18 protein-coding genes and 1 pseudogene are annotated in these 26,392 nt (G+C 41.2%); 8 read left to right on the top strand and 11 right to left on the bottom strand.

The genetic code is table 11. From position 1 onward, the window contains the following. Window positions 1-158 precede the first annotated feature (158 nt). The gene (glnA, locus tag HMO_RS0110900; protein WP_052572036.1) at window positions 159-1,544 is read right to left on the bottom strand and encodes a type I glutamate--ammonia ligase; all 1,386 of its coding nucleotides are present in this window, start codon (window positions 1,542-1,544) and stop codon (window positions 159-161) included. Between the two features lie 266 nt (window positions 1,545-1,810). Between glnA and HMO_RS0110895 the strand changes: the two genes are divergently transcribed. The 3 genes from HMO_RS0110895 to HMO_RS0110885 all read left to right on the top strand — a co-directional run bounded on the left by HMO_RS0110895 (window position 1,811) and on the right by HMO_RS0110885 (window position 7,020). After that, complete coding sequence (locus HMO_RS0110895) at window positions 1,811-2,692, top strand: hypothetical protein (RefSeq protein ID WP_010302876.1); 882 nt, start codon at window positions 1,811-1,813, stop codon at window positions 2,690-2,692. Window positions 2,693-3,229: 537 nt separating this feature from the next. Further along, window positions 3,230-6,400: a hypothetical protein gene (locus tag HMO_RS0110890; RefSeq protein ID WP_010302873.1), complete on the top strand. Its 3,171-nt coding sequence runs from the start codon at window positions 3,230-3,232 to the stop codon at window positions 6,398-6,400. A 101-nt stretch (window positions 6,401-6,501) separates the two neighbouring features. Further along, a complete protein-coding gene (locus HMO_RS0110885; protein ID WP_010302870.1) occupies window positions 6,502-7,020 on the top strand; it encodes a hypothetical protein in 519 nt (172 codons plus the stop codon). Between the two features lie 443 nt (window positions 7,021-7,463). Here HMO_RS0110885 and HMO_RS0110880 read toward each other — a convergent pair whose 3' ends face one another. The 4 genes from HMO_RS0110880 to HMO_RS0110855 form a co-directional block, all read right to left on the bottom strand. Next, the gene (locus tag HMO_RS0110880) at window positions 7,464-9,293 is read right to left on the bottom strand and encodes a DUF294 nucleotidyltransferase-like domain-containing protein (protein ID WP_010302867.1); all 1,830 of its coding nucleotides are present in this window, start codon (window positions 9,291-9,293) and stop codon (window positions 7,464-7,466) included. Between the two features lie 352 nt (window positions 9,294-9,645). After that, window positions 9,646-11,499 carry a tetratricopeptide repeat protein gene (locus HMO_RS15800; RefSeq protein WP_175282124.1) on the bottom strand — a complete coding sequence of 618 codons (1,854 nt, stop codon included), beginning with the start codon at window positions 11,497-11,499 and terminating at the stop codon, window positions 9,646-9,648. A gap of 556 nt (window positions 11,500-12,055) precedes the next feature. Next, on the bottom strand, window positions 12,056-14,785 hold the full coding sequence (locus HMO_RS15795) for an SEL1-like repeat protein (RefSeq protein WP_175282123.1): 2,730 nt from the start codon (window positions 14,783-14,785) through the stop codon (window positions 12,056-12,058). Window positions 14,786-15,146: 361 nt separating this feature from the next. Continuing rightward, entirely contained in the window at window positions 15,147-15,575 is a 429-nt protein-coding gene (locus HMO_RS0110855) for a tetratricopeptide repeat protein (protein ID WP_010302856.1), read from the bottom strand. A 359-nt stretch (window positions 15,576-15,934) separates the two neighbouring features. Between HMO_RS0110855 and HMO_RS15790 the strand changes: the two genes are divergently transcribed. The 4 genes and pseudogenes from HMO_RS15790 (at window position 15,935) to HMO_RS17585 (ending at window position 17,395) form a co-directional block, all read left to right on the top strand. Further along, window positions 15,935-16,513 carry an F-box protein gene (locus HMO_RS15790; protein WP_010302855.1) on the top strand — a complete coding sequence of 193 codons (579 nt, stop codon included), beginning with the start codon at window positions 15,935-15,937 and terminating at the stop codon, window positions 16,511-16,513. Window positions 16,514-16,531: 18 nt separating this feature from the next. Continuing rightward, a pseudogene (locus HMO_RS17690) lies at window positions 16,532-16,588 on the top strand (hypothetical protein); the annotation flags it as partial. Then, window positions 16,565-16,924 carry a tetratricopeptide repeat protein gene (locus tag HMO_RS15785; RefSeq protein ID WP_175282122.1) on the top strand — a complete coding sequence of 120 codons (360 nt, stop codon included), beginning with the start codon at window positions 16,565-16,567 and terminating at the stop codon, window positions 16,922-16,924. The pseudogene HMO_RS17690 and the gene HMO_RS15785, both read left to right, overlap by 24 nt. Window positions 16,925-17,014: 90 nt before the next feature. Next, window positions 17,015-17,395, top strand: coding sequence for an SEL1-like repeat protein (locus HMO_RS17585; RefSeq protein ID WP_083821299.1), 381 nt, complete (start codon window positions 17,015-17,017; stop codon window positions 17,393-17,395). 144 nt (window positions 17,396-17,539) lie between these two features. Here HMO_RS17585 and HMO_RS0110845 read toward each other — a convergent pair whose 3' ends face one another. The 5 genes from HMO_RS0110845 to HMO_RS0110825 form a co-directional block, all read right to left on the bottom strand. Beyond that, on the bottom strand, window positions 17,540-18,544 hold the full coding sequence (locus tag HMO_RS0110845) for a hypothetical protein (RefSeq protein WP_010302848.1): 1,005 nt from the start codon (window positions 18,542-18,544) through the stop codon (window positions 17,540-17,542). A 65-nt stretch (window positions 18,545-18,609) separates the two neighbouring features. Beyond that, window positions 18,610-18,843, bottom strand: a complete 234-nt coding sequence (locus HMO_RS0110840) for a ChaB family protein (RefSeq protein WP_010302847.1) — start codon at window positions 18,841-18,843, stop codon at window positions 18,610-18,612. A gap of 204 nt (window positions 18,844-19,047) precedes the next feature. Next, entirely contained in the window at window positions 19,048-20,577 is a 1,530-nt protein-coding gene (locus tag HMO_RS0110835) for a DHA2 family efflux MFS transporter permease subunit (RefSeq protein ID WP_010302845.1), read from the bottom strand. Next, window positions 20,574-21,374 (bottom strand): HlyD family secretion protein, encoded by an 801-nt coding sequence (locus tag HMO_RS0110830; protein WP_010302843.1) that lies wholly within the window; start codon window positions 21,372-21,374, stop codon window positions 20,574-20,576. The genes HMO_RS0110835 and HMO_RS0110830 overlap by 4 nt, the downstream gene beginning before the upstream one ends. Window positions 21,375-21,439: 65 nt before the next feature. After that, the gene (locus HMO_RS0110825; RefSeq protein WP_010302840.1) at window positions 21,440-22,798 is read right to left on the bottom strand and encodes an efflux transporter outer membrane subunit; all 1,359 of its coding nucleotides are present in this window, start codon (window positions 22,796-22,798) and stop codon (window positions 21,440-21,442) included. 683 nt (window positions 22,799-23,481) lie between these two features. Between HMO_RS0110825 and HMO_RS0110820 the strand changes: the two genes are divergently transcribed. Then, on the top strand, window positions 23,482-25,113 hold the full coding sequence (locus HMO_RS0110820; RefSeq protein ID WP_175282121.1) for a hypothetical protein: 1,632 nt from the start codon (window positions 23,482-23,484) through the stop codon (window positions 25,111-25,113). A 184-nt stretch (window positions 25,114-25,297) separates the two neighbouring features. Here the strand turns inward: HMO_RS0110820 and HMO_RS0110815 are convergent, their stop codons facing one another. Beyond that, window positions 25,298-26,143 carry a DUF2608 domain-containing protein gene (locus tag HMO_RS0110815; protein WP_010302836.1) on the bottom strand — a complete coding sequence of 282 codons (846 nt, stop codon included), beginning with the start codon at window positions 26,141-26,143 and terminating at the stop codon, window positions 25,298-25,300. Between the last annotated feature and the right edge of the window lie 249 nt (window positions 26,144-26,392).

The following is a 26,392-nucleotide window of genomic DNA, read 5'->3' as shown; positions in this document are numbered from 1 at the left end:
GGGCCGCTATTGAAAAATATTAAATAATTTCATGACCATCCCCTTTAAAAAGGAAACCGTATTATCTCCTTTAGGAAATCAGGATGCCAAACATATTTTTTCAAGAATCGCTCAGCATGACTGAGTAAAAAAGAAAGGCTCCAAAGGAGCCTCCTTTATTACCAAGTATAATATTTCATAAACTCTAAGGGATGGGGCGTTCGCTCATACAAAGAGACTTCTTGCCACTTTAGCTCCAAATACCCCTCAATTAAGTCTGTGCTAAAGACCTCGCCTTGTAATAAAAAGTCATGGTCAGTCTGCAACGCTTCTAAAGCTTCCCGCAAGGAACCACACATGGAGGGCAGTTTAGCCGCAATATCCAATTCTTCAAAAAGATTGTGGTCGCAGGCCTCGCCCGGATGTATCTTATGGCGGATTCCATCCAGCCCAGCCATAAGCATGGCAGCGTTACCTAAGTAAGGATTGGCTAAGGGATCCGGAAAGCGCACCTCTACTCGCTTTGCTTTCTCATGAGTGGCGGTAGGAATGCGGCAAGCGGCAGAACGATTTTGCGCAGAATAGGCCAGGATCACCGGAGCCTCATAGCCAGGCACAAGTCGTTTATAACTATTGGTACTGGGATTTGTAAAGGCATTCAAAGCCTTGGCATGTTTCAAAATGCCGCCAATATAATACAGTGCCGTTTCTGACAGGCCACTGTAGCCATTGCCTGCAAATAAGGGTTGGCCATTATGCCACAACGATTGATGAACATGCATTCCTGATCCGTTATCACCAAAAATCGGTTTCGGCATAAAGGTTGCCGTTTTCCCATAACCATGTGCCACATTACGAACCGCATATTTATAGATCTGAATATTATCGCCGGTCTCTACTAACTCCCCGAAACGGAATCCAAGTTCATGCTGAGCCGGGGCAACTTCATGATGATGCTTTTCCATCTTCAACCCCATCTGCTGCATAGCCGTTAGCATCTCTGAGCGCATGTCATGTAAGGAATCAATAGGCATAACCGGGAAATATCCACCTTTGGGTAAAGGACGATGGCCATGACTTCTTTCATTCATTGCTAAGTGATTGTTGGCTTGAAATTCATCAGACTCCAGCTCGTAAAACGCTTTTGTTTCTTGAACCCCATAACGGACCCCATCGAAAACAAAAAATTCTGCCTCAGGACCAAAGTAAGCTTTTGTGGCGATTCCATCCTCTTGCAAGTACGCTTCAGCACGCTTACCAATCGAGCGAGGATCGCGGTTGTAAGGAGACTTTGATCTAGGATCATAGATATCACAGATAACGATTAGAGTTGTTTGAGCGGAAAAAGGATCGAGGTGAATTGATGAAAAGTCAGGCATCATAACCATGTCAGATTCGTGGATCTGGCGCCATCCACTAATTGAGGATCCATCAAAGTAAATTCCTTCAGTCAGCAAGCTTTCATCAACCGCTTCGACAGGAAAGCTCATATGATGCCAGGTCCCCAAGATATCTGTGAAGCGGAAATCAACAAATCTAACTTGATGATCTTCTAAGTGCTTCATAAAGTTCTTGATCACGCTTATTCTCCTCAAATTTTAAATAAAACTTCTATACGGTTATACAATTGCCCAATATGCCTTTCAAGCCTCCTTTTGCGATATGGAGATTACTTATTATTACAGCGGCTTGTTGGAGGAGCTTTATTGTTAAGCAGAAGGAATAAGCTTAAGTTTAAACTTTTATGTAGCCCTTGCCGAGCGCCCCTCTTTATTGTTAAGAATAATTTTACAAAAATTTACTATTTTTTCAAAGGATGGGGCTTTAAATAATGGTTATGGATTATAAGAAGTTGTGGTTAGGGATCATTGTGATCGGATATGCATTTCTAGGAACTTCCTTGCCGGCCCATGAATTGGGAGTCCGAGCTACGTCTGCGTTTAGCCGCAAACCCCATACTTTTACGACAATAACTCAATATGCGTCTGTACATAGTAAAGTTTTAGAGTTAAGTAAGTCGGCAAAAGTAAGCGTCCTTACGGACTGGGACGACACCATTAATGCCCCGGGTGCCTGGCGCCAAAAGAAATATGACGGCTCTTGGGTTTGTAGTCACAGCAAACGTATGCTTTTAGAACATGAAGTTGACACACTTTTGCGCGATCAAGAGACCCCAGAGATTATTCAAAGCTGGAAAAGGCATAAAATCCCTGTGCTTGTCACCACCGCTCGCCCCCCTGTTATTGATGTCAAATTGAAGAAATACGCTCACCAGTTAAAAATGCACTCTGATTTAATGAATATACGGCTTCCCCATGCAGAAGACGCAATTGATTATGTCACAATAAATCAGCATATCTCTTCGATATTAAGTACGTTTAACCCTGAAAAGCTAAAAAGTAAAACAGAGAAAAAGGTCAATGCGATGATTGCCTGGTCAGGAATAAATCTCAAAGATCAGCCAGACCTTGATCATAGTGTGATTAAAACTTGTGATCAGCATTTACTAGCCTATCATAATGGTTATGCTTTTATTGGACATAACAAGGGGGCACACATGCTTCAATTATTACAAGAAGTGCGGCTTTCTCCCGGCCATTTAGTCATTGTTGACGATAGCCCTCGAGCGATTGGCTCTTATTTAGAAGCAGCAGTTATAAATGGATTCGAAGAGTTAGGATATACCTTGCATTTAATGCATTATCCAATCTAAGCAATTCAATACTGTCTTGTTCACAGATAATCTAGGAATTCTTATCATCAGGAAGGGTATTTTGCTTACCACAAATTGTAAGGGGCAAAAATAATAAGAGCCACCCTTAAGCAAATAACAGGGTATATTCTTAATAATTACCTTCTACTTTGTCTGATTAAGATCACATTCTTAGACTAGTAAAAATATAATTTTTATGTCTTTCACTACAGGTGAAATTTTACTAAAAATATTAAATTCCGTCTTAATATTTTCTTGATTTTTAATTTTTCAGGTATATTCTCAATCCTTAGAACTGAGGCTTAGTTTACGATAAGAAGAGCTAAGAATATGAGTATCTTGAGAAAGCATGCATATGCAATAGCTTACCATTATTTATGCTGTTAACCTTGAGTCCATAACAGCTTATCTCTTAACAATCTTATAAAATAAGCCAGAGGTTTTATAGCTTGGTTTATTGGTTAACTATTAGGTTATTACAGACCATGAGGCTAAAGAATAGAAACAATAAAAAGATCAAATTTAAGGTGACGGTTTATGTCTTTTCGCAAGTCTTACTCAACCATACTTTTATTTAGTGCCACACTCTTAAGTCTATCTTCCAGCACCGGGTTTGGCCAGGATGTAGCGCCCTCGTGCTCGACCTCTGGCTTCAAGCAGGGCCGATCCAAAGAGGAGCATGATCCCCTCCTCATGGTTCACTCTTTAAGTAGTGCCGTGCAAAATGCTTCCCCTCCCTCTTCATTAGCAAGGGAAATCTTATGGGGCGGCGCTCAAAGCTTTACCGAGTCAATTAAGACGGATGGAAAGAAACTATATCAAACTTATCATCAATTCCGACACAAAGGTTTAGAGTCTCTAGTAACTGATAGCCTTGAAGCTTATATGAAAAGCTTTAACAAGCATTATCTGAGCCGTCATATAAAGAATACTGATCCTCAGTCAGATGAATTTAATATAGAAGCTTTACGTCCTTTGGTCGAAGAATTACGCAATAGTATGAGCTTTCTGATCTATAAATTTTGCCTGAAGCAGCCCTTTATCGATAGTAATGGCAAGCCAATTTATTTAGATAAATCTGTTTTCCGCTGTTTAGCAGAAAAGGTTATACCCGATATCCCCGTTAAAGGAGCGCTGATTTCATTGCTCGACTTTGGGCCTGTGAACAGTTATCTCCAATATCATGTAGATGAAATGATTATTAACTTTATCATTAGTCTTCATCATAAAGCCTTTGGTCAATCTATTAAAGGGCGTGTCGAGGATATAATTGGTCCCCTAATTAGTCACAGCCAGTCCTATCTTTATCACGTTACTGGTGATGGATCGGCACCATTACAGAAAGCCTCTTTACCTTGCCTAGCGCCAGAAACTGAATCAGATAAAGAAGTTAAGGCAGAGACAGGGTTAAATGAGGCAGAAGCGGACTTTATATCTATCACCGTTATTGACACAGAAACCAAAGGCAAAGAGAGGGAGGATCTCTCGACGACACCTCTAGAAACAGAAAAAGTTGCTTCTATAAAGCTACCAAAAGAAGGTGGATACCAATCAATTTGGGAATATTTTCGGCCGCAAATGCAATATTTTCTGCGCCAAGCTTTTACCAAGCTCCTGACAACTACGAGCGAAAAGGTTATCAATAAAGCCAGTGACATTACCCTATTTAATATTCATGAGAATCAACGAATTATTGATACTACTAAATTGTTCGGTGCTTCCCTGGCGGGTACTGCTGGTTTAGGTGTTGGCGCAGCGATTGGCTATCCGGTACTTCTGGGTTCTCCTTTAGCGTTTATGGGTCTGTGCACAGGTCAATATATTGCAGCCCAACTCGTGACCTCCTTTTCCACCTCTCTAACAAAGGTGGTAAAGGATCGGATTATCAAACGGTTCAACAATCTAATGGAATATTATTCTTACACAATAATTCCTTTAACCCGCGAAGAACATGTTCTTTATAACTTAAACCCCGAACCTTCTGCTGAAGAAAAAATCATTTATGCTGAGGATTATGACTTTAGAACGCGTTTATCTGAAAGGTCTTTTATCGGTGAATTGGGAAAACGTATCTTTTTTAGAAAAGATCTGGATGTTTCAGAAGAAGATGCTGATCAAGAAAAAAGCTTGGAGATAAAGATAATTCTTGGTGAATTGGCAGCCAAGCAAGGTGGTGGCCAATCACTTACTCCAAGGCAACAGGCATTGCTAAATAATATTGTCAAATATCCATCATTTAAACTTAAAGCGAAAGAGATTGAATTTCTTAAGGCCTGCTTTGCAAAAACTGAGGCCACACTTACCGAGGCCAGTAAAATTGAGGCAGAAAACGCTGAAGCAATTAAAGAACTGACGGCGGCATACCAAATTTATGGTGTTGAGATTCCGAACGCCTTTGCCTCCGCTTACCAAATCCTAGGTCACTTTAATTTTAGTAACATGTTCCGTTACATGGTTGACTTTACGGATGTAAAAGAAATAATAGCCCTAAGTTTAAGGTCTTCTATTCATAAATTCTCTTCAGCGGAGCTACAGCTTTTACAGTGCGCGGCAAAAGATGATACTTTGCTCTCCGAGTACCTTAAAGGTTATGTCAATGGAAAAGCGCAGCCTGAAACCTATGAGGAAGCAGAAGCAGTCTTAAGAGATAGCGACCTATTTACAGGACTTATTAAGGCCTATATTGAGGCCTACAAGACCACCTATATTGACGACATTAATCTTCTAAAAGCATCGTTTCTGGCTTATAAATTAGAAGACGCAGAGATTATAAATCTTCACCAGCGGATGACAGGGGACCAACTGCAGCAGCATGTACGCAGCCCTATGATTCGCCTTGAAGAAGCAAGGAAACCAGAATTAGAACTTCTTAAGAAAAAAATACTGATTTTTACTAAAGGAAGCGAGCTTGAACTGATCAGACTCCATGCCCGGAGCTTTATTTATGCAGACCCAGAATTTTTTGAGGTTCTTCAAGCGCTTGAAGAGTACAGGGAGATACCGCTATCAGAGGCGATTCTGGGCAAGTACGGACCTGAGACTCAAAAACATGAAGAGATACGGTTACAGATTGATAAAACTAAGACGCGCTACCCAAGTATTTCTGAGGTTGACATCCAGCATGCCTACATTAGGGCAGACAATTTCAAGGAGAAAATTCTGCCTGGCTTAAATATCTTTAAAAAATTCCGTGGAAGATTGCGAAGAGTCCTAGACAACACTGAACTGCGCAGTCGCGTATATAGCACCATTCAAACCTATCTCTTTGAGAAATTACTACAGCCTTATCAGGAAACAAGTCGAGAAGATATGGAAATTGCAGTAGCATTTGCAGAAGGCTTTGAACTTATGGGGAAAACATCTAATTTCTATGGAGAAGAAGATGATTCTACTACGTTCTACTTAGCAGAAGCGATTCAAGGTTCAGAATTAAACAACCGGCTTGACCGCTTATCCGAAGAGGATCTGATAAAGATTCACACTTGTATCCATGAGAATAAAGGAAAAGTCGTGCAGGACCTTGATGCAGTAAGTGCTGCTAGTAGCCATCTTGCAGAGTTAATCCATTTCAAAAATGGTGTGCCTGACTATAAAGATAAGCTTTTTTACGGATATAGTGAAATCTTTGATTTAGTGCAACAACAGAACACAGACATAATTGAGGCCATTAAATCTCAAGCGATCCTAAGATTTAAAGTGTCTACTTGAGCTTAATCCAAGCTTTACCAAAAGCTTGTGTTAGGAGAACCTTTAAAAAAGGTTCTAAATGGAATCCTAGAATTCCAGAAAAAATAGAAAGGAGAACAAAAATGAAGAAATGGGTAAATAAGGCTGTACCTATGGCATTAGTCATAGGATATAGCTGGGCTTTCCCGACCGCAGAGACCACTTACTCACCGATAGTGGAAGGTATAGGAAGCCACCAAATGAAAGAAGAACCAAGGGACCCCCTGGAAAGATCCCTTGCTCATCTTAATACTGCTGATCAAGACGCTTTGAAAGAGTTGTTACTTGATGAATCGCTGGATTTGAGTGCTAGCTATAATGCATCCCGCATAGATATAGAAGAGCTCTCTCTTCATCATCCTAAAAAGAAGTCCTTAGACGTCTTTAACATGGAGAACTTAAAGTACACACCAAATTGTGATGCACCAAAAGTCGAAAGAGAGTTTCAACTACGTCAGCAGGAATACCGTGCTAAGATGCAGCATGCCCCTGTGGAGCAGAAACCTCAGAGCGGTTGGGCTAAAGTTACCAATTTAGTGACTGCAGCTTTAAAAACTGTTTATCGGGGTCTGAGCACATTGGTAAAATCTTTCTGGGGTTAATACCCAGCTGAGAGAGGGTATTCATAGTTAGGTACAAGATAGCCATATACCCTTCAGCTGAAAACTGAAAGACTAAAGGGCTGCCGAGATGCAGCCCTTTTCATGATCTTCCTTTTGAGATCTGGAGTCCTATGGTGCTTATGATGGGGACTCCTATCCTATAGACCTAAGCCTTATCTCCTCTCCCCTCCTCCTGACTCTATTCAGTCTGTAAGAGCTCAGTAAAGCTGACCGCAGAAAAAAGGATCACCAGCTCAGAGCAAAGGAAGAAGAAGTTATCAAAAAGTTTGCAGAAAAAGTATAATTTTCTTTTAGCAAACACTCCCCCTTCCCTTTCGGTGTTAAGCTTCTTCAGCGCCGAGACTCTCAGCAATGACGGCGGTCACCTGCCTTAAGTTTTAGCGAGTCTCCTTAAAAGGATTTATAGCTTTCATAGGCTCAGCTTACGCTTTAAAAGCATTAAGCTTACCACTAACCCATTCAATACAAGCGTGATAGAGGCGCTGTAAAATGGGGATGTATTTTTCATTCATCAGCTGAATATCTTGCTCATCAATGATTAATCCAGGCGCAACCTTATTGTGCTCATCAATTTTATGACGCAGCTCTATCATCTTATTGTCAACCTTTTCGATCGCAGAAGCATCTTCGCCAGCTTTAATCAACAGATTTTTAACCTTCTCTAAGCCATTCAATTCCGTGGTTAACTTTTTTAAATCTTTCTCAAAGGCTTCTTGATCCAGATAAATTGCATAACCTTGTTTTCCAAGACGGCTCTGTTTTTTCAGCCGTAATCCCATAGAAAAGTTCATCAGATCTTGCACGTCTTGAGCCAACTCTTGCCCCATAATACCTTTCTGTTCTAAAAATGAAGCTATCCCTAAAGTATTTTGGGTTGGGGAATTATAATAGAAACTAAGATTGGTTAATATTTGCTCTGGTAGACGGTAAAATTGCCTTTTTAGATCTATTTTTTCTCCCACTTTATTCTGGGCTAAGAATCCGTCGACATCGGCTTCGTACTTCTTTAAGTCGTCCAAGATTTTGTCGCGGGCAATTTCCTGGCGACGATTTTCAACCATAGAGCGATGATTCTTTGGGCTATCAGCTAATATGGCTTCGCGCTTTTGCAGATAGGTATTATAGACAGCTTTGTCGCCAAACAAATGGACAGTATTGCGGGTAAGGCTGCTCAAATCTTCAATATGCTTCTGTTCTTTGCCGGTATAAGGGCGCACCATCTGGTCAACCCAACGGACAGCATTTTCATAGATTTCTTTTTTACTCAGATGACGATTAGCACGATTGTAAAGATTCTTGAAAAATATCTTCCGGGTTAGTTTGCGCCTTAATTCGCGTAACTCTTGGCGATTCTGATTCTTAAGTTCATCTATATAAAAGGGACTCGAGTAGCGCGCAAATTCTTCAACGCTGGCAATCATCAACCGATCACCTTCAACAGGAATCTTATTAAATTCACGGTTTTTTATGGCACTCATCAGGCGTTCTTTAACCTGTGTTGGATCCGCATAACGATTCGCAAACGTCAGATGGATCGGGGAGTTATCAGCTTCATCTACCCGCAGCCCTTTACCACCAACGCTGGGGTGTTCACCTAAAAGATAAATCCGGTCCGCCAAGCGTTGCGAGAGCTTGCTAAAATAACGTTGCGCCTCAGGAGAATTTTTCTCTAGCAAGAAAGCAATTTCTAGATCAGTAAAAAAGCCAGATTCTTCACGGGCCATTGATCCCATGGACATAACAGAGAACTGGCAGGGAGCAGCGCCTAACTTGGCCACTTCTTCAGCTAAAATAGTTCTAATATAATCCTTTGTTTGCTCGGTTATTGTCTGCATTAACTCAGAATAATTAGGGTTATCTTGGGCTGATACCTCTTGCAAGCGGGCAATATTCGCCCCCCTTAAGGCCTTTAAACTCGCGCGGTCTTGTTGAACTTGACCATACACTGCCGCAACAGCATTATACTTTGTCCCCCAATCGCGAGTCTTGACTTGAATCGGCTTGCTCACTTGGCTCTCACCCGTAGCTTTTTCTTCAAATCTAGAAGAAGCAACGTCAGGCGCAGAAGCCTTAGCTGCTGGCTCTGCCAACAAATCTATCTCTGCTAAAGTTTTAGCTGGCAACTCACCAGAAGAAGGGTGAGCCGCGATGACTAAGTCTTGTTCGCCCGCAGGAATTACTGCTGCGCGGGCGAAGCTTAAAAAAGAAATAGAAACCATCAAGCCCATAACACGGGAGGACGTTTTACTCATTATTTTTACTCCATAATTCTTGTACATAAAAATTTATATGGGTACTAAATTTATTATTACCAATATCTATGAAGACAATATGGAAAAATATTAGAGTAAAATAATCGCGATGGAAAATATTTACTGAGTAACCGGGCAACATTGCCTAACTTGCTTAATAATGAATTTTTCTTGAGCCTTCTTCTAATCTTCAGCAGGATAGCAAGAAAGCTCGAGCTTCTATTTTGTGATAGCCCGGGCTTTGTTATTTAGGAGATTTAAACCGTCTAAAGCCCTCTAACCCCTACACGCTTAGCTTCTTAAAGGTATCCCTTTCCTACCTATCGGTCAGACGAAAAACACCCCCTTCTTTTTAATCATTAGCTAATCGAGGGTACACCTGTAGCAAACGCTGATTTCTTAGATGGACTGATTTCCATAAGTAGTTAAAAAGACCATCCTTGATTTGCTTTAACATTGTCATCTGCTCTTTTAAAAACACAAGATATGACCGTTGCTCTTGTGACAATTCCTCGTAATGTACTTTTTTCTTAAGGTAACTGATAGGATTTATAGGACTGTTCTCCAGGGGCATAATGTCCTCAGCAGAAATCCCATAACTTTGAGCTTCTTTAAGCATTTCTTGATGATACGTCTCTTGGCCAGAGCCCCTTAGCTCTCCTATAGAACGGATCAGAGTATCAAGTATTGTTGTATTAACCTGAGTGTCTTTTTCACTCATCGTTTCTATTTCTATTCTTTTTTGAATAAGATCATAGACCTGAGTATAACTTATTGAATCTTGTTCGTCTTGCTGCTCCATCAGTTGATGCAATAGATCACCTTTTGCAACAGCCTCTTTACCAAAGCAAGTTAAGTATCCATTATATGAAAAAGGAGATAGATAAGCCTTTAAGAAATCAGATTTATGATTAGGTTTATAATCGAACTCGAAGGGTACTGTCGCAAAATTAACCATAAATCCAGGCAAATTTACAGCATCTAAGAGGCTAAATAGGGCAATACCAAAGTCACTTAACGCTTGATGCAAGTCTAAGAGTTCTGGGTTCTCTATTCGGCCTTGCCAGAAATGGGGCATTGGGGAATCCGCCTTAATGTCATTGTCTTTTATAAGCTTCGCTATCAATTGCTTTAAATCCTGCATCCACTTTTCAAAAAAAGTCTCACTTGGCCCTGTCAATTTTTTAAGAGGTCCTAAAACCTCGCGCAGTGCTGGAAAACCTATATAGTGTCCCACGTAATGAGACGTTATAAGATTTCCATACTCATCTGCGGGAAGAAAATGCCTAACGGCTTCAATCACATCCTTATTCACGCCATAACCATCACGATAGCAGCAGCCTACCTTGTAACGTGCCTCCTCACTCCCTGAGAGTGCAGCTTTTTTAAACCAGGCAAAAGCTTGATTAAGATCCTTAGCCACCCCTCGTCCTTCGGCATAACACCGGCCAACAGTGTACTGCGCCTCTAGATGCCCTTGCTCGGCTGCTTCTCTGTACAATTGAAAGGCTTGGTTTTTATTCTTACGGGTACCTGTTCCTTTCGTGTAGCATTCAGCAAGCTTAAACTGTGCGTCACAATCGCCTTGAGCAGCTGCTTTCTTGTACCAGAAAACGGCTTTCTTAAGATCTATATCAACATAATCACTGCCTCCCAACAGATAGTAATCGCCTAGCGTGATCTGGGCTACAACATAATTTTTTTGAGCTGCTTTTTCTATTAATTTAAAGCCCTTTTCAGCGTCATACTCGAGACTCTCACCACTGTAATAATAGCCGCCTAGCTCATACAGTGCCTTGGCATGGCCTTGATCTGCTGCTTTGGTAAACCACCGGATTGCTTCCTTAGCTGCGTCAGAATCAAGCTTCATCTTACCTTTGTGATAGACGGTTCCTAGTCTATATTGCGCCTCACGGTCGCCTGCTTGTGCCTGCTCGATCAGTTCTTCAACAGAAATTTCCTCTGTGGACCGCAGCCTTTTTTCAGCACTTTCCTCGGCGATTGCCTCTGTTTGAGAAGGAAAATCAAGTGCATCTAATTTCCGCTTCTGATCGCTTTTTCTCCCGTCTGCTTCTCTAACAATATTTATATCTGCTACAATTGACTCAGGAGAGTTTAAAGCAGTTGCCAATGAATCCTTGGAAGGGTCGTCCATAGCTATTCCCAGACTAGCGAGCGTAGAGCACCCTAAAGCTGCCCACATCATACTCTTTACTAAGTTCCTTTTCATATTTTCTTACTCAACTTTTTTAATAAACTAAACATTATATATTAATTCATTTGTGTATTTTCAATATTTATATCCTAATTTGATATCTACTTTAAGACAGAATAAGTATTGATTTCTCATAAGATAGAACTTTATCAAGTGAATCCTCTCACTAAAAGATATTGCAAGCCGTTCTAATTCTTATCGGCTATCACTCCCACCCTTTTGACTTGTTGTTTTAGAGCTAACTTTATTCTTACCCAACGAGATGGCCAGCAGACCAGTTTTCCTCTAACGTAGGGCCGTTAGACGAGATCCACTACATTATTTTTTGCTTCCAATTTGCAGTAAACTTATTCAATTGTTTCTATTAGTTTCTCTTCTGAACTTACCATCCCTAATAGGCAAACTGAGCTCTTTTAACCCCCGATCTTTCTTACTGCGAATTTAATTGCTCACAAAGATGGCGAAAGCTCAGGCTACTAACCTTGATAGCCTGAGCTTTATTATGTAAGCAATCTAATTTAGATTAAAAGTAAGAGTGAATATTCTATTAATATAACCATCCACCCGGCATATAGTGTCTGAATGTTCTATTATGAATATATGTCTGAAAGTCTATCGCAGATTCCTCCCTTGAGGCTAAGTCTGGATAAAGAGTCATCAAATGCTGGTTTCTCAGATGTAATGTATCTAGCAAAAGTTTAGGGAGCTTCTCCATAATATATTCTATAATAGTCACTTGCTCATTCAAAAATGCAATAGATGATTGCAGCTTTTGTAACGCGTTTTTATAAAGTACTTTCTTCTTAAGATAATGGCTACGCTTTGCTCTACTGCTTTCTAGGTGCTGCTGAGGATCGTGTTTAGTGAAGAATGAGAGAATGTCTTCTGCCGGTATGCCATAGATCTGCGCTTGATTAAGAATTTCTTGCTGATACCTTTCTGGGCTAGGCCTACCTTTATCCGTCATTTTACGGATCTTAGTATCAAGCTTTTTTATTTTAGCCTCAACTTGACTAGCAGTCGTCGTTTCTATTTCTATTCTTTCTTTAACACGATCAACTATAGAGGTGTAATTTCTTGAATGTTTAGGTCTTTGCTCCATTAGCAATCGCTCCAATAGATTACCTTTTGCCACAGCCTCTTTACCAAAGCAGGTTAAATTGTGCTCAGATTCGTAAGTCTTTAGGAAATCTAATTTATGCTTGTCTTCACGCGCGAATTCACAAGGTACCTGGGCAAATTTGACCATAAATCCAGGTAAATTCATAGCATGTAAAATATCAGATAGGGCAGTCCCCAGATCACTTACACCTCGATATAAGGCTGAACGCTCTAGGTCCTCCCTTTGACGAGGCCCTAAATGGGTCACTTGGAAACCAGCCTTAATATCATTCTCAATAATAAGTCTATCTGTAAGTTCCTTTAAATCCTGAACCCTTTCCTCAAAAGATGACTCTTCTGGCCCGTTTAGTTTTTTAAGAGGACCGAGGATTTGGCGCAATGCTGTAAAAGCTTCAGCTTGATTACTTTGCACAAAATATTTGACAGCTTCTATAAGACTTCTCTCAACACCTTTACCGTTAAGATAGCAACAGCCTACAGGATAGTACGCATCAGTATATCTTTGCTCAGTAGCTTTCTTATACCATTCAAAAGCTTGCACCGGATCTGCAGCAACACCTTCACCATTATCGTAACAATAAGCAACCCTATACTGCGCCTCAGCCAGTCCTTGATCAGCTGCTTTTCTGAACCATTCAAAGGCTTTCTCTACATTCCTTTCAACCCCATAACCTGAAAGATAACAGTTACCCAGCCTACACTGTGCCTCAGCCAATCCTTGCTCAGCTGCTTTCTGGCACAGGCTAATGGCTTGTACAGGATCTGCAGTAACCCCATGACCTGTATAATAACATAACGCAAGTTCAACTTGAGCCTTAGCATGATTTTGGGCTGCTGCCTTGTGGTACCAAGCCACTGCTTGCCTAGAATCTGCAGCGACCCCATGACCTTTGTGATAGCATTCCGCTAGCTGATACTGGGCTTCAGCATATCCTTGGCTAGCTGCTCTGTAATAACAAGCAAAGGCTTGGGCAAGATTCTGATCGACAATCTGCCCTTTAGCATAAAATCCTGCTAATTGATATTGCGCTTTGGCATGATTCTGCTCCGCTGCTTTCTGGTACCAAGCAAAGGCTTGGGCAGAATCTTGAGCCACACCCTCACCCTCGTGGTAACACTGTGCTAGCTGATACTGGGCTTCAGCATATTTTTTGTCAGCGGCCTTCTTAAACCAGTCAAAGGCTTGCCTACGATCTCGTATGACGCCCTGCCCCTCATAGTAACATAAACCAACTCCGTGATGTGCTTTAGCATGTCCTTGATCGGCTAATTGCTTGTACCACGTAAAGGCTTGCTCTGGATTTGCAGCGACCCCATGACCTTTGTGATAGCATTCCGCTAGCTTATATTGGGCTACAGCATAATTCTGGTCAGCCGCTTTCTGGTAGTAAGCAACTGCTTGGGCAGGATCTGCAGCGACACCGTAACCTTTGTCATAACATTCAGCTAATTTATATTGAGCTTCAGCTGCGCCTTGATGAGCTGCTTTCTGGTACCATGAGAAAGCTTTTCCTGCATCTTTTTCAATCCCAAAACCTGTAAGATAGCAGTTACCCAAGATCAATTGTGCCTTGGCATAACCCTGTGCCGCTGCTTTCTCTGCCCAAGCATACCCCTGCTTTACATCTTTATTAACGCCTTCTCCGCGGAAGTAAGACCTGGCGACTATGAATTGGGCTGCAACATGCCCCTGCTCAGCTGCTTTCTCGCACAGAGCCAGGCCCTTTTCTAAATCTTTGGTAACCCCATACCCTATGACATAGCAATTACTAAGCCTGAACTGGGCTTCAGCATGTCCTTGATCAGCTGCTCTTTTGAACCATTCAAAGGCTTTCTCTTGATCTTCAGAAATTATCTCACCTTTTTTGTAGATCTCCGCTAACTCATATTGAGCCTGAGGATCATTTGCTTCTGCTTGAAGGAGCAGTGCTTCAAAAGAATTGCTCTCTGTAAACCGTCGCTTTTTGATAGAATAATCCTTTAGAATTCCTTTTGCGGGGGCGTCAGTTTCAAGCTCATTTGCGCTGCGTTTACGAGAGCCGCTTTCCATCTCCATCTCTTCACGGCTTTGGGGCTCCATAGCTGCTCCCTGATAAGTAAGGGTAGACCCGGCCAAAGCTGCACACATTATACTCTTTACTATTGTCTTCTTCATACTCTTTTCCGACATTTTATAATAAACTACATATTATGTTATGTATTAATTCATCTATTTATTTTCAATACTTACATTTTAAGTTGCTGTTTAATTTAGAAAATAATAAATTATTGGGTAGCATAAATCTCTCCTGCTAATGGAGCAGAAGTATAAAAGGATAGTGTACTGAAGCCCTTGCTTAGCTCAAGCAAGCACCATAAAAAAGCCCAAGCTTCTATTTTGTGATAGCCCAGGCTTTGACATTTAAGAGATTTGAACAGTCTACAGTTTTCTAGGAAAGGCAATCTTGACTGATTCAAGGTATCCCTTTTCCCCGGCTATACCTAATGATAAACGGTTCCCGCCTTTTAACCATTGCCTAATCGAGGGTACACCTGTAGCAAACGCTGATTCCTGAGATGGACTGATTCCAACTGACCGTAAAATAACAATTAGCTAACTTAAACTGCGCTGCCGCATAGCCTTGCTCAGCTGTTCTCTGTAGCCACGCGAAGGCTTTACCGAGGTCTTTAGGAGTTATCCTACCTTGCTGATATGCAATTCCCAGTTCATATTGAGCCTGAGGATTATTTGCGTCTGCTTGGAGGAGCAGTGTTTCAAAAGAACTTATCTCTGTAGAACGTGCCCTTTTTATAGAATCTTCCTCTACGATTTTAGCTGTTTCAGCAGGGGATTCAAGCTCAGCTGCTTTCCTTTTACGTGAGCCGCTTTCTATCTCGTTGGGTCCCTGGCAATCCATCGCTGTTCCATAATAGGTAAGGGTAGAACCAGCTAAAGCTACACGCATTATACTCTTTATTATTGTCTTTTTCATTTTTTATCACAATTTCTATAATTTCAAAGCATTATACTTACCACCCTAATTACTTTCAATATTTATACTTTAATAGCCATGTACTGGAGAGTGGAACGAATAAGCGGTGACCTATAATGGAGCTGCACCCCCTCAGCATTATCCGCTTAAACGGCAGTAAAGGATTAATCAATACTACAATATCTTCATGCTTTACCAAGGTTACATTTAAGTTACTTTTTTCCTAAATATAACTACATACATCTTCTTATATTATTTAATTAATATTGAATACCTATTGCCAAACTCCTATCTACCAAGGGTAGATGTTAATAAATACTAGGAGCGGTTATATGGTCAATTTTAAGAATATTACTTTAGGGTTACTAGTTTCTAGTTTATCTACCTTTTCTGGCCACAGCCTGGAAAAGATTAAGGACGAGAATGGGGGAACAACGCTCCCCAATTGCCCAGAAGGATTAGGCTATAACCTTCCCTCCGGTAATGAAGCCCCGCATACAACAGCGCTGTTAAAAGCATCAAGCACAACCCTACAGCAGTTACCAGTAGAACTTCAGTCTCATCTTCTGGATTTTCTACCAGCGAATGCCCCCCTTTCCTTGGCAAAAGTTTCCAAAGCGTTCAAAGCCCTGATCTTAACCGATAACAAATTTTGCAAAGATATTTGGGGGACAGCACAACTTATTCCTTTAAAAAGTGCAGAGAGATTCGAACACCTTACAGCGATCCTTAAACAGGAGAAAGAAATTGCCAACCTCTCAGAAGGCAAAGAGCCCCTTCTCTACCCAGCTAGACAAGCCTTTTTTGATATAGGAGAGATGTATTTAAAAGAAATCAGGAAGAATCCCTATTTTGATATCCTAGACTATGGTATGGCTATAAAATATTATCAAGAAGCTGCGAATAGGTAGTTCTTTCCTGCTCTTTTAAGATTAGCAATAATGCATGCTGAGGGTAATGGCATGCCCCGCAATGAACAAGAGGCCGCCTCTTTGCGGCACAAAGCGGGCCTATCAACCCAGGCTGAGGCCCTTTATAATTTAGGGTGTATGTTTAGCGACGCTCAAGAGCTTGACCCTAACTTTGCAGAAGCGGTTGTTTTATGGGAGAAAGCCGCTGCTTATGGTCACGCAGAAGCGCAGAACAATTTAGCGGTTATGTACAAGCAAGGCAAAGGGGTGGCTCAAGATTTCGCACGGGCCAGGGAATGGTATCAAAAAGCGGCTGCTCAAGGCCATACCAGCGCCCAATATAATTTGGGAGTAATGTTTTATCAAGGTCAAGGGCTTGTTAGCCCCGATGTTAGCCAAGCTGTTTATTAGTGGACAAAGGCCGCCGCTCAAGGTCATGAAGAATCGCAATATCATCTCGGCTGTTACTATGCTAAAAATCCCACGGAGACAGCAACAGCGATCTCCTATTTTAGCGCAGCCGCCAACCAAGGTAATGTAAGGGCTCAGTATAACGCTGGATGCCTGTATGAGAGGAAAAAAGATTATAGTCACGCTTATTATTACTACCATTTAGCGGCAAACCAGAAGTATGCTGCGGCCCAAAACAGTCTAGGCTGGATTCAGGAAAAAGGCCTTAATGGAAGCAAAGATGAGGTGGCGGCTTTCAATAATTATAGAAGCGCGGCCCAGCAAGGGCATACTTTTGCTATTTTAAACTTTGCTTACTGTCTAGAGCATGGGATCGGTACCCAAGCAGATAAGGTGCAAGCCCAGGCCTGGTATGCCACAGTAGATAATGTAACGCTAGCAAAGTGGCGAACTGCCCGTGGTCTAAATTGATCTCTTTATTTGCAGACTAGATCTTTAAGCGGGAGAAGATGAATCCTCTTCGCTTTCTGCAGGGAACATATTAGATTACCTAACTTTATAGGTCAGAGTTCTTGAAAGGATCGGAACTGTCCCTTATTTAAGTGGCCAGAAGGCCTAGGGAATATGGCCACTAAACGGACAGAAGATATCTGCTGATTCTACAAACAGACTTTGAGTTTTAAGGCAGAAACACACGGCCTCTTTCATCTTTTGCAGAGATAACTCGATATCAGTCGAAGACCAATCTTTTTTAATTAGGATCTCTTTAAAACGGCGCTGATGCTGATCAATAAATTGCAGAAATGTGGCCATATCTTCCGGATAGACGACAACACCTAAACAATAGTTTTCCTCAATAATCCTTGAGCGGCGCAGCTTAACTTTTTTGCCAATTTCCCCCATTAAGCAGCGTGAATAATTAAAATAGGGAGGGAAGTCTAAGCCTGCTTCTAAAATAAGGAGTGAGGGTGAAACATTTCCATGATCCATCCAAGCCGGCGTCCCCAGGGCAAGAAGATCAATCAATTTAAAAGGATTGCTTAATTCATCGCAGAGATCAACTTTATCACCATTTTCGCCCATAAACGGATTTTTATAGATTGCGGCTTCGACCATAGCCTTTATTCTTTGGACCATTGAGCTTAAATCATTTATAAGATCTTCGAGAACCACTTCGTCTAAGGAATCTTTTATCTTCGGCAGAATATTATCGAAAAGACTTTTCCCAAGCAGATCTGCTTGAGATTTAATGATGTAAAGAACTTCTTGATCTGTTACGGCCGTGGTAAAGCGGGTAATTATGTCAACCATGCGGTCTTTGTCCAATTCCACCGTAAAGAAAGGCCGTCCCCAAATATGCAGATCCGGATTAAAATAAGGAAATGAGGAAGAAAAAATTTTACGCTTCAAGCGCTCAAAGAGTGCCAGCTGCTCTCTACTCTCAATAATAGTAGAACTAATTAAAGTAGAAAAATTATTAGCTATAATTCGGTTCTTCCATACCCGGGCAAGCTGACGCAGCAAGCGATCGACATTATCTGTTTTACCCATAAAATAAGGAATAAGTTCCTCATAAATTATGTTTGGCTTGATCGCATGATAACCAATATCAACTCCCATAACCTTTATCCTTATCTCACATTCTCACCATTAGCGGCCTTTACCTTATCCCCCTTCGACTATTCCTAACTATTAGAGCGAGGAACCCATGTATCGTCTTGTTTGGTATATTGCTTTTTTACTGCTGCCCAAGCAACTTTATGAGCCGTTTCTTCTTGAGAACTATCTTGTCGCCTTTTTTCAGGATTCTGATACTCCTCCCAAGCATGATTAAAGGCTTGCAGGTAAATGTCTTGGGCATGGGGTGGCAAATGGTCTCGCACAGAGCTTGGCAAGTCTGATTTAGTAGCATACGGCATTATAAGCTCCTGAACATAAAGTTAGATATAAACAGATTCCTCAGAGGGATGGACTTATCCTTAATTAGGAAAAAACTGTGTTCTTACAATAAAGAAAAACCTTACAACACATTTTAAGCAATAATAGTGGAAAAATTTTGCGTGAATTTATTAGAAAGCTTCCCTCTTAAGGGATTTACTTTCTACTTTTGCAAGAAGACTTATTTAATGACCGATTGGAGTTTCTTGATTAGCGGGACGGTTTGCTGGTAGCACCACGAGGGTAAACACGATCAACGCTACCATGATATATCCTAACAGTTCAAAGGTATCAATATAGGCTTTAAGGGCCGCTTGCTTTTGTAACATCTGATAAATTTTTACCATGCCCTGGTCCATATCTCTTGTCACCGTTACTGCTTTTTGCAGCAGATTTTCAAAAGGGGCATGGCCGGGAATTAAATGTTCAGAGAGAAAATTTTGATGAACTTGCTGCTGACGAACCGCATAAGTGGTCACCACCGCAATTCCGACACTTCCGCCAATATTACGCGAAAGAGCATATAAGGCAGACGCCTTATTGCTTTTCTCCTTAGGAATGGTGGAAAAAGCGAGCGTACTGACGGATATAAACAAGAAGGGCAAACCACAGACTTGTGCAACTCGTATCCATTGGAAGGTATGAAAATCCGTCTGTGGATTAAAAGACATGGAGTGAACCATACCAGCGGCAGATAAAGCAAAGCCTATCATAATCAAAAAGCGAGCTTGGAACTTGCCGATAAGCTTACCGCATAAAGGCATTAAGACGAGCAGAATCAATCCCCCCGGCGATAGAACTAACCCAGCTAAAGTAGCATCATAACCATAATAACTCTGAAGCATTAACGGCAGAATTACATTGGTTCCATATAAAACAAATCCAACCAGAAAGATGAGTATACAAGACGAAGCAAACGCCCAATTCTCAAACAAGGATAGATCTATAATAGGTTCCTTTTGACCGACTAACCATATAATAGCCACCCCTAAGGCGGCAAAGCAAACTAAAGCCCAGGTAATAATAAAGGGACTAGCAAACCAATCTTCCTGTTGTCCTTTATCTAACACGATCTGAAGCGCGGCGAGCCCCAAAGACACTAAGCCCAGCCCCATGATATCAACCTTAGCGGCTGTATCCCTAAGTGAAGGCGACTCCTGGATTAATTGCCACACTAAGAAGGCAGCCATTATCCCGACTGGCACATTAATATAGAAAATCCATCGCCATGAAAAATTATCAGTAATTAAGCCGCCTAAGGTTGGCCCTAGAATTGGTGCAATAACAATCGTAATCCCGGTAATAGCAAAAACGGTGCCTCGCTTCTCAATAGGAAAGGTATCCAGGATGATCGCTTGTTGAGTGGGCTGTAAGCCGCCGCCAAAAAGGCCTTGTAGAACTCTGAAAAAAATTAATGCTGGCAGCGAAGTGGCCGCGCCGCACAAAAAGGAAGTGGCAGTAAACCCTAAAATACAGCCGATGAAGAAGCGCTTACGTCCCACGATATCAGAAAGCCAGCCAGACAAGGGCAGGATAATGCCGTTAGAAACAAGATAAGAGGTTAACACCCAGGTGCTTTCATCTTCACCAGCGCCCAAGGCCCCTGAAATATGTTTTAAAGACACATTAGTAATTGTAGTATCCAATACTTCCATAAAGGTAGCAAGGCTAGCGATCGCAGCAATAAGCCAAGGATTAGCTTGGGCGCGCGTCATGACTTAGCCTTTTTAGAAGTATGAACCGTTGCCGTCACAGAGAGGCCGGGGCCCAACACTACATCTTGAGGAAGCTGCTCCTTAAAGACAATTTTCACCGGCACTCGTTGCACAATTTTAACAAAATTCCCTGTAGCATTCTCAGGCGGGAATACGGAAAAGCGTGCTCCTGTGCCTCTTTGAATACTATCCACATACCCCTTGAGTTCTAGAGCAGGATAGGCGTCGACTTCAATGTAGGCTTCTTGGCCGGGTCGCATATCTGTCAATTGGGTTTCCTTAAAGTTAGCAACAACCCAACGCTCTGTGCCGACAAGCATCATTAGCTGCTCGCCTATAGACACATAGGCGCCGACTTCAGCTTTGCGAAGAGTAACGACCCCATCCTGAGGCGCGAAGATTTTAGTATCTGCTAAATCTTTTTCAGCCAAAGCCAGCTGAGCTTTAGCACTATCAACTGTTGCTTTAGCTGTCGCTTCCACGGTTAAGGCATTATCAATTTCTTTTTGAGTTCCTGCGGCCTTACCAATAGCAAGCTGTCGCTTAGCATTGGTCTTAGCATTTTCCAAAGAGACCTTGGCTGAGGCTAGATTAGCTTGCGCCGCCTGAACACGCAGCTGATAATCACGCGGATCAATTTCGGCAATAATTTGTCCTTTCTTTACCGACTGATTATCATCCACATGCAGAATTGTGATATACCCCGAAACCTTAGGACAAATCTTGATCACATGGGCCTCAATGGCTGCATCATCTGTTGACTCTTTTCCCCATTGACTAAGCCAAGCCGTGCCCACAACCAGAACCAGAGCACTAATAAATCCTGCAATGATCTTCTGTTTTTTTCCATGACGATTTCCTTTTAATATTGGCCAAGTGCTTTATAGAGAGCAACAATTGAAATAACATAGTTACATTCAGCTTCTATTAAGGACTTATCGACCTCAATAAGCTGATGTTGAGAGTCCAGCACGTCTAGAAGAGAATTATCCCCTTGACGATAACGCACTTGTGAAAGCTTGACGGCCCTACCCGCATTATTCTTTGCTTGATCAAGAGAAACTTTTTGTTCATAAAAACGATTAATATTATGGAGAGCCGTTTCTACATCCTGAAGGGCCTGCAAAATTGCTTTACGCCATGCTTCGTATGCCTGCACTTCACGGGCAGAAGCCGCATCAATCTGTCCTTGAATACGACCGAAATCGAATAAATTGATAGCTGCCGTTGCACCCAGATTCCAAACTGAGCTGGTATTAACCAGCAAAGTTCGCGATAAACCGAATAAGCTGCTTAAACTTAAGGTTGGGAAGAAATTTGCCACCTGAGAATTTTTAAGAGACGTTGCTTGAGTAAAGCGTAAGTTTGCCGCCGTGACATCGGGACGATGCGCGAGGATTAAGGCCGGTGCCTCAGCTATCGCTTTTAAATTGAGGCCTGGAATTTCTTTAGCCGAGCTAAGATGCGCTTTGATGGCGTCGGCCGTAAGCCCCGTTAAGACCGTGAGCGAGAGCATATAAATTTCTTGTTGACGCCGATAATCTGCAATCCGTGCCTTTGACTGATTAACTTGTAAGGCCGTGCGTTCTACGTCAAATTCGCTCGCTCCTCCGGCTTGGTGTTGTTTTGTGACTAAGGCCAAAGTTTCTTCTTGAATCTTTAAATTCTTCTCCGAGAGTACCACCTGCTTTTCTGCCGCGCGCATAGATAAATAAGTACGGACGATCTCAGCAATCACACTTAACTTTGTCCAGTCAGAGTCTTTAAGGGTAGCTAAAATCTCGGCTTCAGCTGCAGTGTAGGCTTCCCGATTTTTGCCAAATAAATCAATTTCATAGCTTGCATCAAAACCTGCCTCATAACTTTTGCCTGTAATAGGTCCAATAAATAATTGTTTACCTCGATTTAAGTCAGCGTGGGCTTGAAAATTAGGAAAGAGATTAGCAAACGCTGTTTTCTCCAGCCCTCGCGCTTCCTCAATTCTTGCAGCAGCTTGGGATAAGTCAGGACTATTACGCAACGCTTGGTTAATTAGCCAATCTAAATCGTTATCATTAAACTGTTTCCACCATTGTGCTAACTGAGACGGATTAGCAGCATTTGACTGACTCTCAGAGCTTCCCAGCCACTTTTTAGGTACAGGCGGCAGTTTTTGATGAACTTCAGGCACATGGCATCCTGTTAAGGATAAGAACGCTAAGGAAAGCCACTTTTTAGACATCTCTATTTTCTTCCTTTCCGGAGCCAAGAGTGAGGGATAAAGTATAATATAAAACTTTAGATAAAATTCCTTATCTTTTTAAATATATAAAAATACTAACTACAATTCAATTGTGGAAAGGTGAGAATAGAAAAATTAACTTTGCCTCTTAAAGCATTAAATCCTTGCAAGTCCGCGCCAAACTACCGCAATAAGCTTTAACAGGAAACATCAGTACTTTATCAAGCTTAGGGATGAATTGCTGTAAAATCCTAGATAGCTGCTTGAAAACGCAGACACACTCGAACCGTACGGTAAGCATTAGACGAGGGGGGAAACGGATAAAAAAATATTCCTGCTTACGCAGATAACACTTTACTGTTCTCATTGAAAATAAGGGACCTCTTCTATGATATATTCGGTAAGCATACAAGGCAGAGAGTCAAACATTTAGGCTCAAGGACGTCCAATAAAGGCAAATAATAGCTATCGAGGCGAGCCAAAATACTTAAGCCCCCTAAAGCATTACATATTTAATAAATTTCCTATCTATTTCGAGGAAAAAAATAAGCCAATTTTAAACATTGTTTAAGACTTGTAACCATCCCATTTTATAGTGACGTTAAAAATCTGAGACCTTTCATAGGCTATATTTATGTGCCATCTTTTTAGCTCTAAATTTTAAGACAACCCCAAATTAGGTGATGATGATGAGATTTTTGTTAACTTCCTTAATACTTTCTGTCTCTTATTCGAAGAGCTTACTTTATGGCGGAGAAGTTGAGCAGCCACTTCCCCTTTCCCATTCAATTTCCAGACTGTCTAATTTTTTAAATGAGCATAGCATATTAAATACTCTTCGCGAGACCGGGCAGTTTTCCACACACCATTATGCCCACAGTCGTATCATTGATAACTTTACTGGTGATATGAAAGCCTCACCTATCCTATCCAAGCCTACCTCCGTTGCAAGCCAGCAACACCCAGACTACACTAAGTTTCTAGAGCTTAATTTGGCTCAGTCGCAACAACTAAAGTGCCGCCCCAGAAATTTACCTTTAGAAAAAGGTATGCTTAGCCAAAGCTATGATAGCGTAAGCACAAGCATCTCCTATCGAGCGAGCCAGCCCTCAGAAATTCCTTTAAGGATTAATAACGCTATTATAATGGAATACACAGGCAATGACTCTCGACAATGTCTAACGAGCAGCAACCACACGCTGTCTATACGTAAACGTCCCTTATCAGAGCGAAATAAGCGGTCTGAAGACTTAACAATAACTTGTTATAAGGATGATATTGCCACTTTAAGTAGATCTATTCTTGCCTATGGGCTAGAGGAAGTAGAAATTATTGAGCTGTATGTTCGGATGACCCCTGATCAGCTTGGTCGTTATCTTTCTTCCTCCCGTCCCAAGATTGAGGATGTTAGAAAACCTGAATTAACCATCATCCAGGCTAAATTAGCAGACTTAATTAAGCAGAACCATTCTTATATTGTTCAGCACTATGCTGATATTTTTATTGCAGCAATTTCAATCGACGATCTTGTGGATCAAGCAGAAGATAGCTTACGCGCAGCCCAAAAGGAAATTGAGAAAGAAGCAAACAGCCCATCAGTTAAGCAAGTATTGTGCTCACTTTATGCTAATGAAAGCTTTAAGATTAAGTATCAAAGTGTTTCCACCCCCACAATGCTTAAAGCAATAGCTAAATCCCAGTGGATTGCCAGAAACATGTTAGAAGGTATAGGAATATTCCAGCAATTTAAGGGGGAACTCAAACGTCACCTGGGGACAAAACTGTTGCGAACAAAAGTATATAACCGCATCTTAGGTAACATCTTTGAGACTATTTTAAACGCAGATGCTTTTTTAGAAGACTGGCATTTTATGGTTGAAGATAAATCCGCAAGACAACTAAAAATGATTCCTTTTAGCAATATTCAGATTATGTCATTAACGGACATCCAAGGAGCACAGCTAGCTATGACTATTAGGAATTTAGTCCACAATCACACAATTCTTGACGTTACCGCTCTCTCGGAGAAAGACATTGAAGTTATTCACTCTCAGATTCAAAGAGACAAACTAGCAAAGACCTACGATTTTAATGCCTTCCTGCTTGCTCAATGCTATCTGCCAGAAATAATACAGTTCAAGAATACCTTAGCAGAATATACAGGTAAGATTTTTTATGGATACGCTGAAATTACCGATCAAATAATGGCGACTAACAAGGAGATGATCCATAAAATTAGACAACAACCCGCCAGAGGAAACCTCGAACAAATCATTCATCCCCATTATTGGAACAAATCAGTAATAGTTAATTAGCCAACTCTTAAAAGGGGTCTTAGGTAACTTCAGCCTAAGCCTCTTTAGTTTATAGGTCTTGGCTTGAATGAGACTTTTAAAATGGCAGTAAATAAGAGGCAAGCGATTGCCCCCTAACTGTGTTTACAATTAAGGACTCCACCATTAACTCTTCCTAAATTTCACCAATTCTGGAAGCGATGCTTTAAGGAAAAGCACATATGAATCCGGTGTACTTTACCTGATGGCGTTCGCATACATCGCCGATTTCATAGACATTTTTCGCAATATCGTCAGTATAAACAATATGCGAGATTTCCTTATAGGACTCATTAGCTCGCAGCCAAGGAAGAAATGACTGTTCAAATACGCCCGATTTACTCTTTTTTGCATTAAATAGGATCCCCTTATAAAGAGCGGGCTTATTTTCGCCATAGAGAGCAAGCTCAACCCGCTCTTGCGGTTCATGGTCCACTAATATTGGACTACGATTAATTTTCAGTCGATCTAACTTATAAGCGATCTGAGCCTCATAAGTAGTATCATATAATTTCCCCGTATATACATTCGTATAATTCCAGACAATATGACCATTTTCCCTTAAAGCATCAAGGGCGGCCGGAAAGCGATCATCAATTAGGGTAGACAACTCATAACGTGTTCCAAGGTCGAGCACACCTCTTTTTCCTCCCCCAGAAAGAAGCGACCATATTTGCGTCAAGGATTCATAGGGTTGGCTGGTAAGAACGGTATAAGTTGTGTTCCATATATCCGTTCGCATTAGGGTACCATCAATATCGAACATAAAGATCTTTTTTTCGTCGGCCTCCTTATCTCCCAATCGATCCCAAGGAAATTCATCAAAGCTGGAAATTTGGCAGATATCTTGACACCAGGCTGTTGTCAAACAGAGCATTCCCGTACAGACGATGGCTTTAAATTTCCCCTTAAGCCCTTTATGAGGCAGAGAACTCAGCACATAAACTTTGCGAGAAAATAGTAGAGTGGTCTTATGGTTATGCATTATTGCTTTCTTAAGTTTTAAAGTCATCTCTCCTCCATCGTAATTTATATAGACCTATTTATATAGTCATAAAGATTAATCATGATCATGACTCGGACACTGTATAGTTAAAGCTTAGACCTGAAGGTACCTTCAGCTTAAGTCCGTTATCCGAGCAAAGCGATCAGCTGGCTAATAAACACTCTTTAAATAATTTTTTATTCATCTGACAATTCATTTTGAGAAAATTCTAAACATTTAATTTATATATAATTTTATATTATATAGATTGCATGA

The organism is Candidatus Odyssella thessalonicensis L13, from assembly GCF_000190415.1.
In the GTDB taxonomy this organism is placed as follows: Bacteria; Pseudomonadota; Alphaproteobacteria; order Paracaedibacterales; family Paracaedibacteraceae; genus Paracaedibacter; species Paracaedibacter thessalonicensis.
The sequence above is the reverse complement of the archived record's forward strand: the minus strand, read 5'-3'. Positions and strand labels throughout refer to the sequence as shown.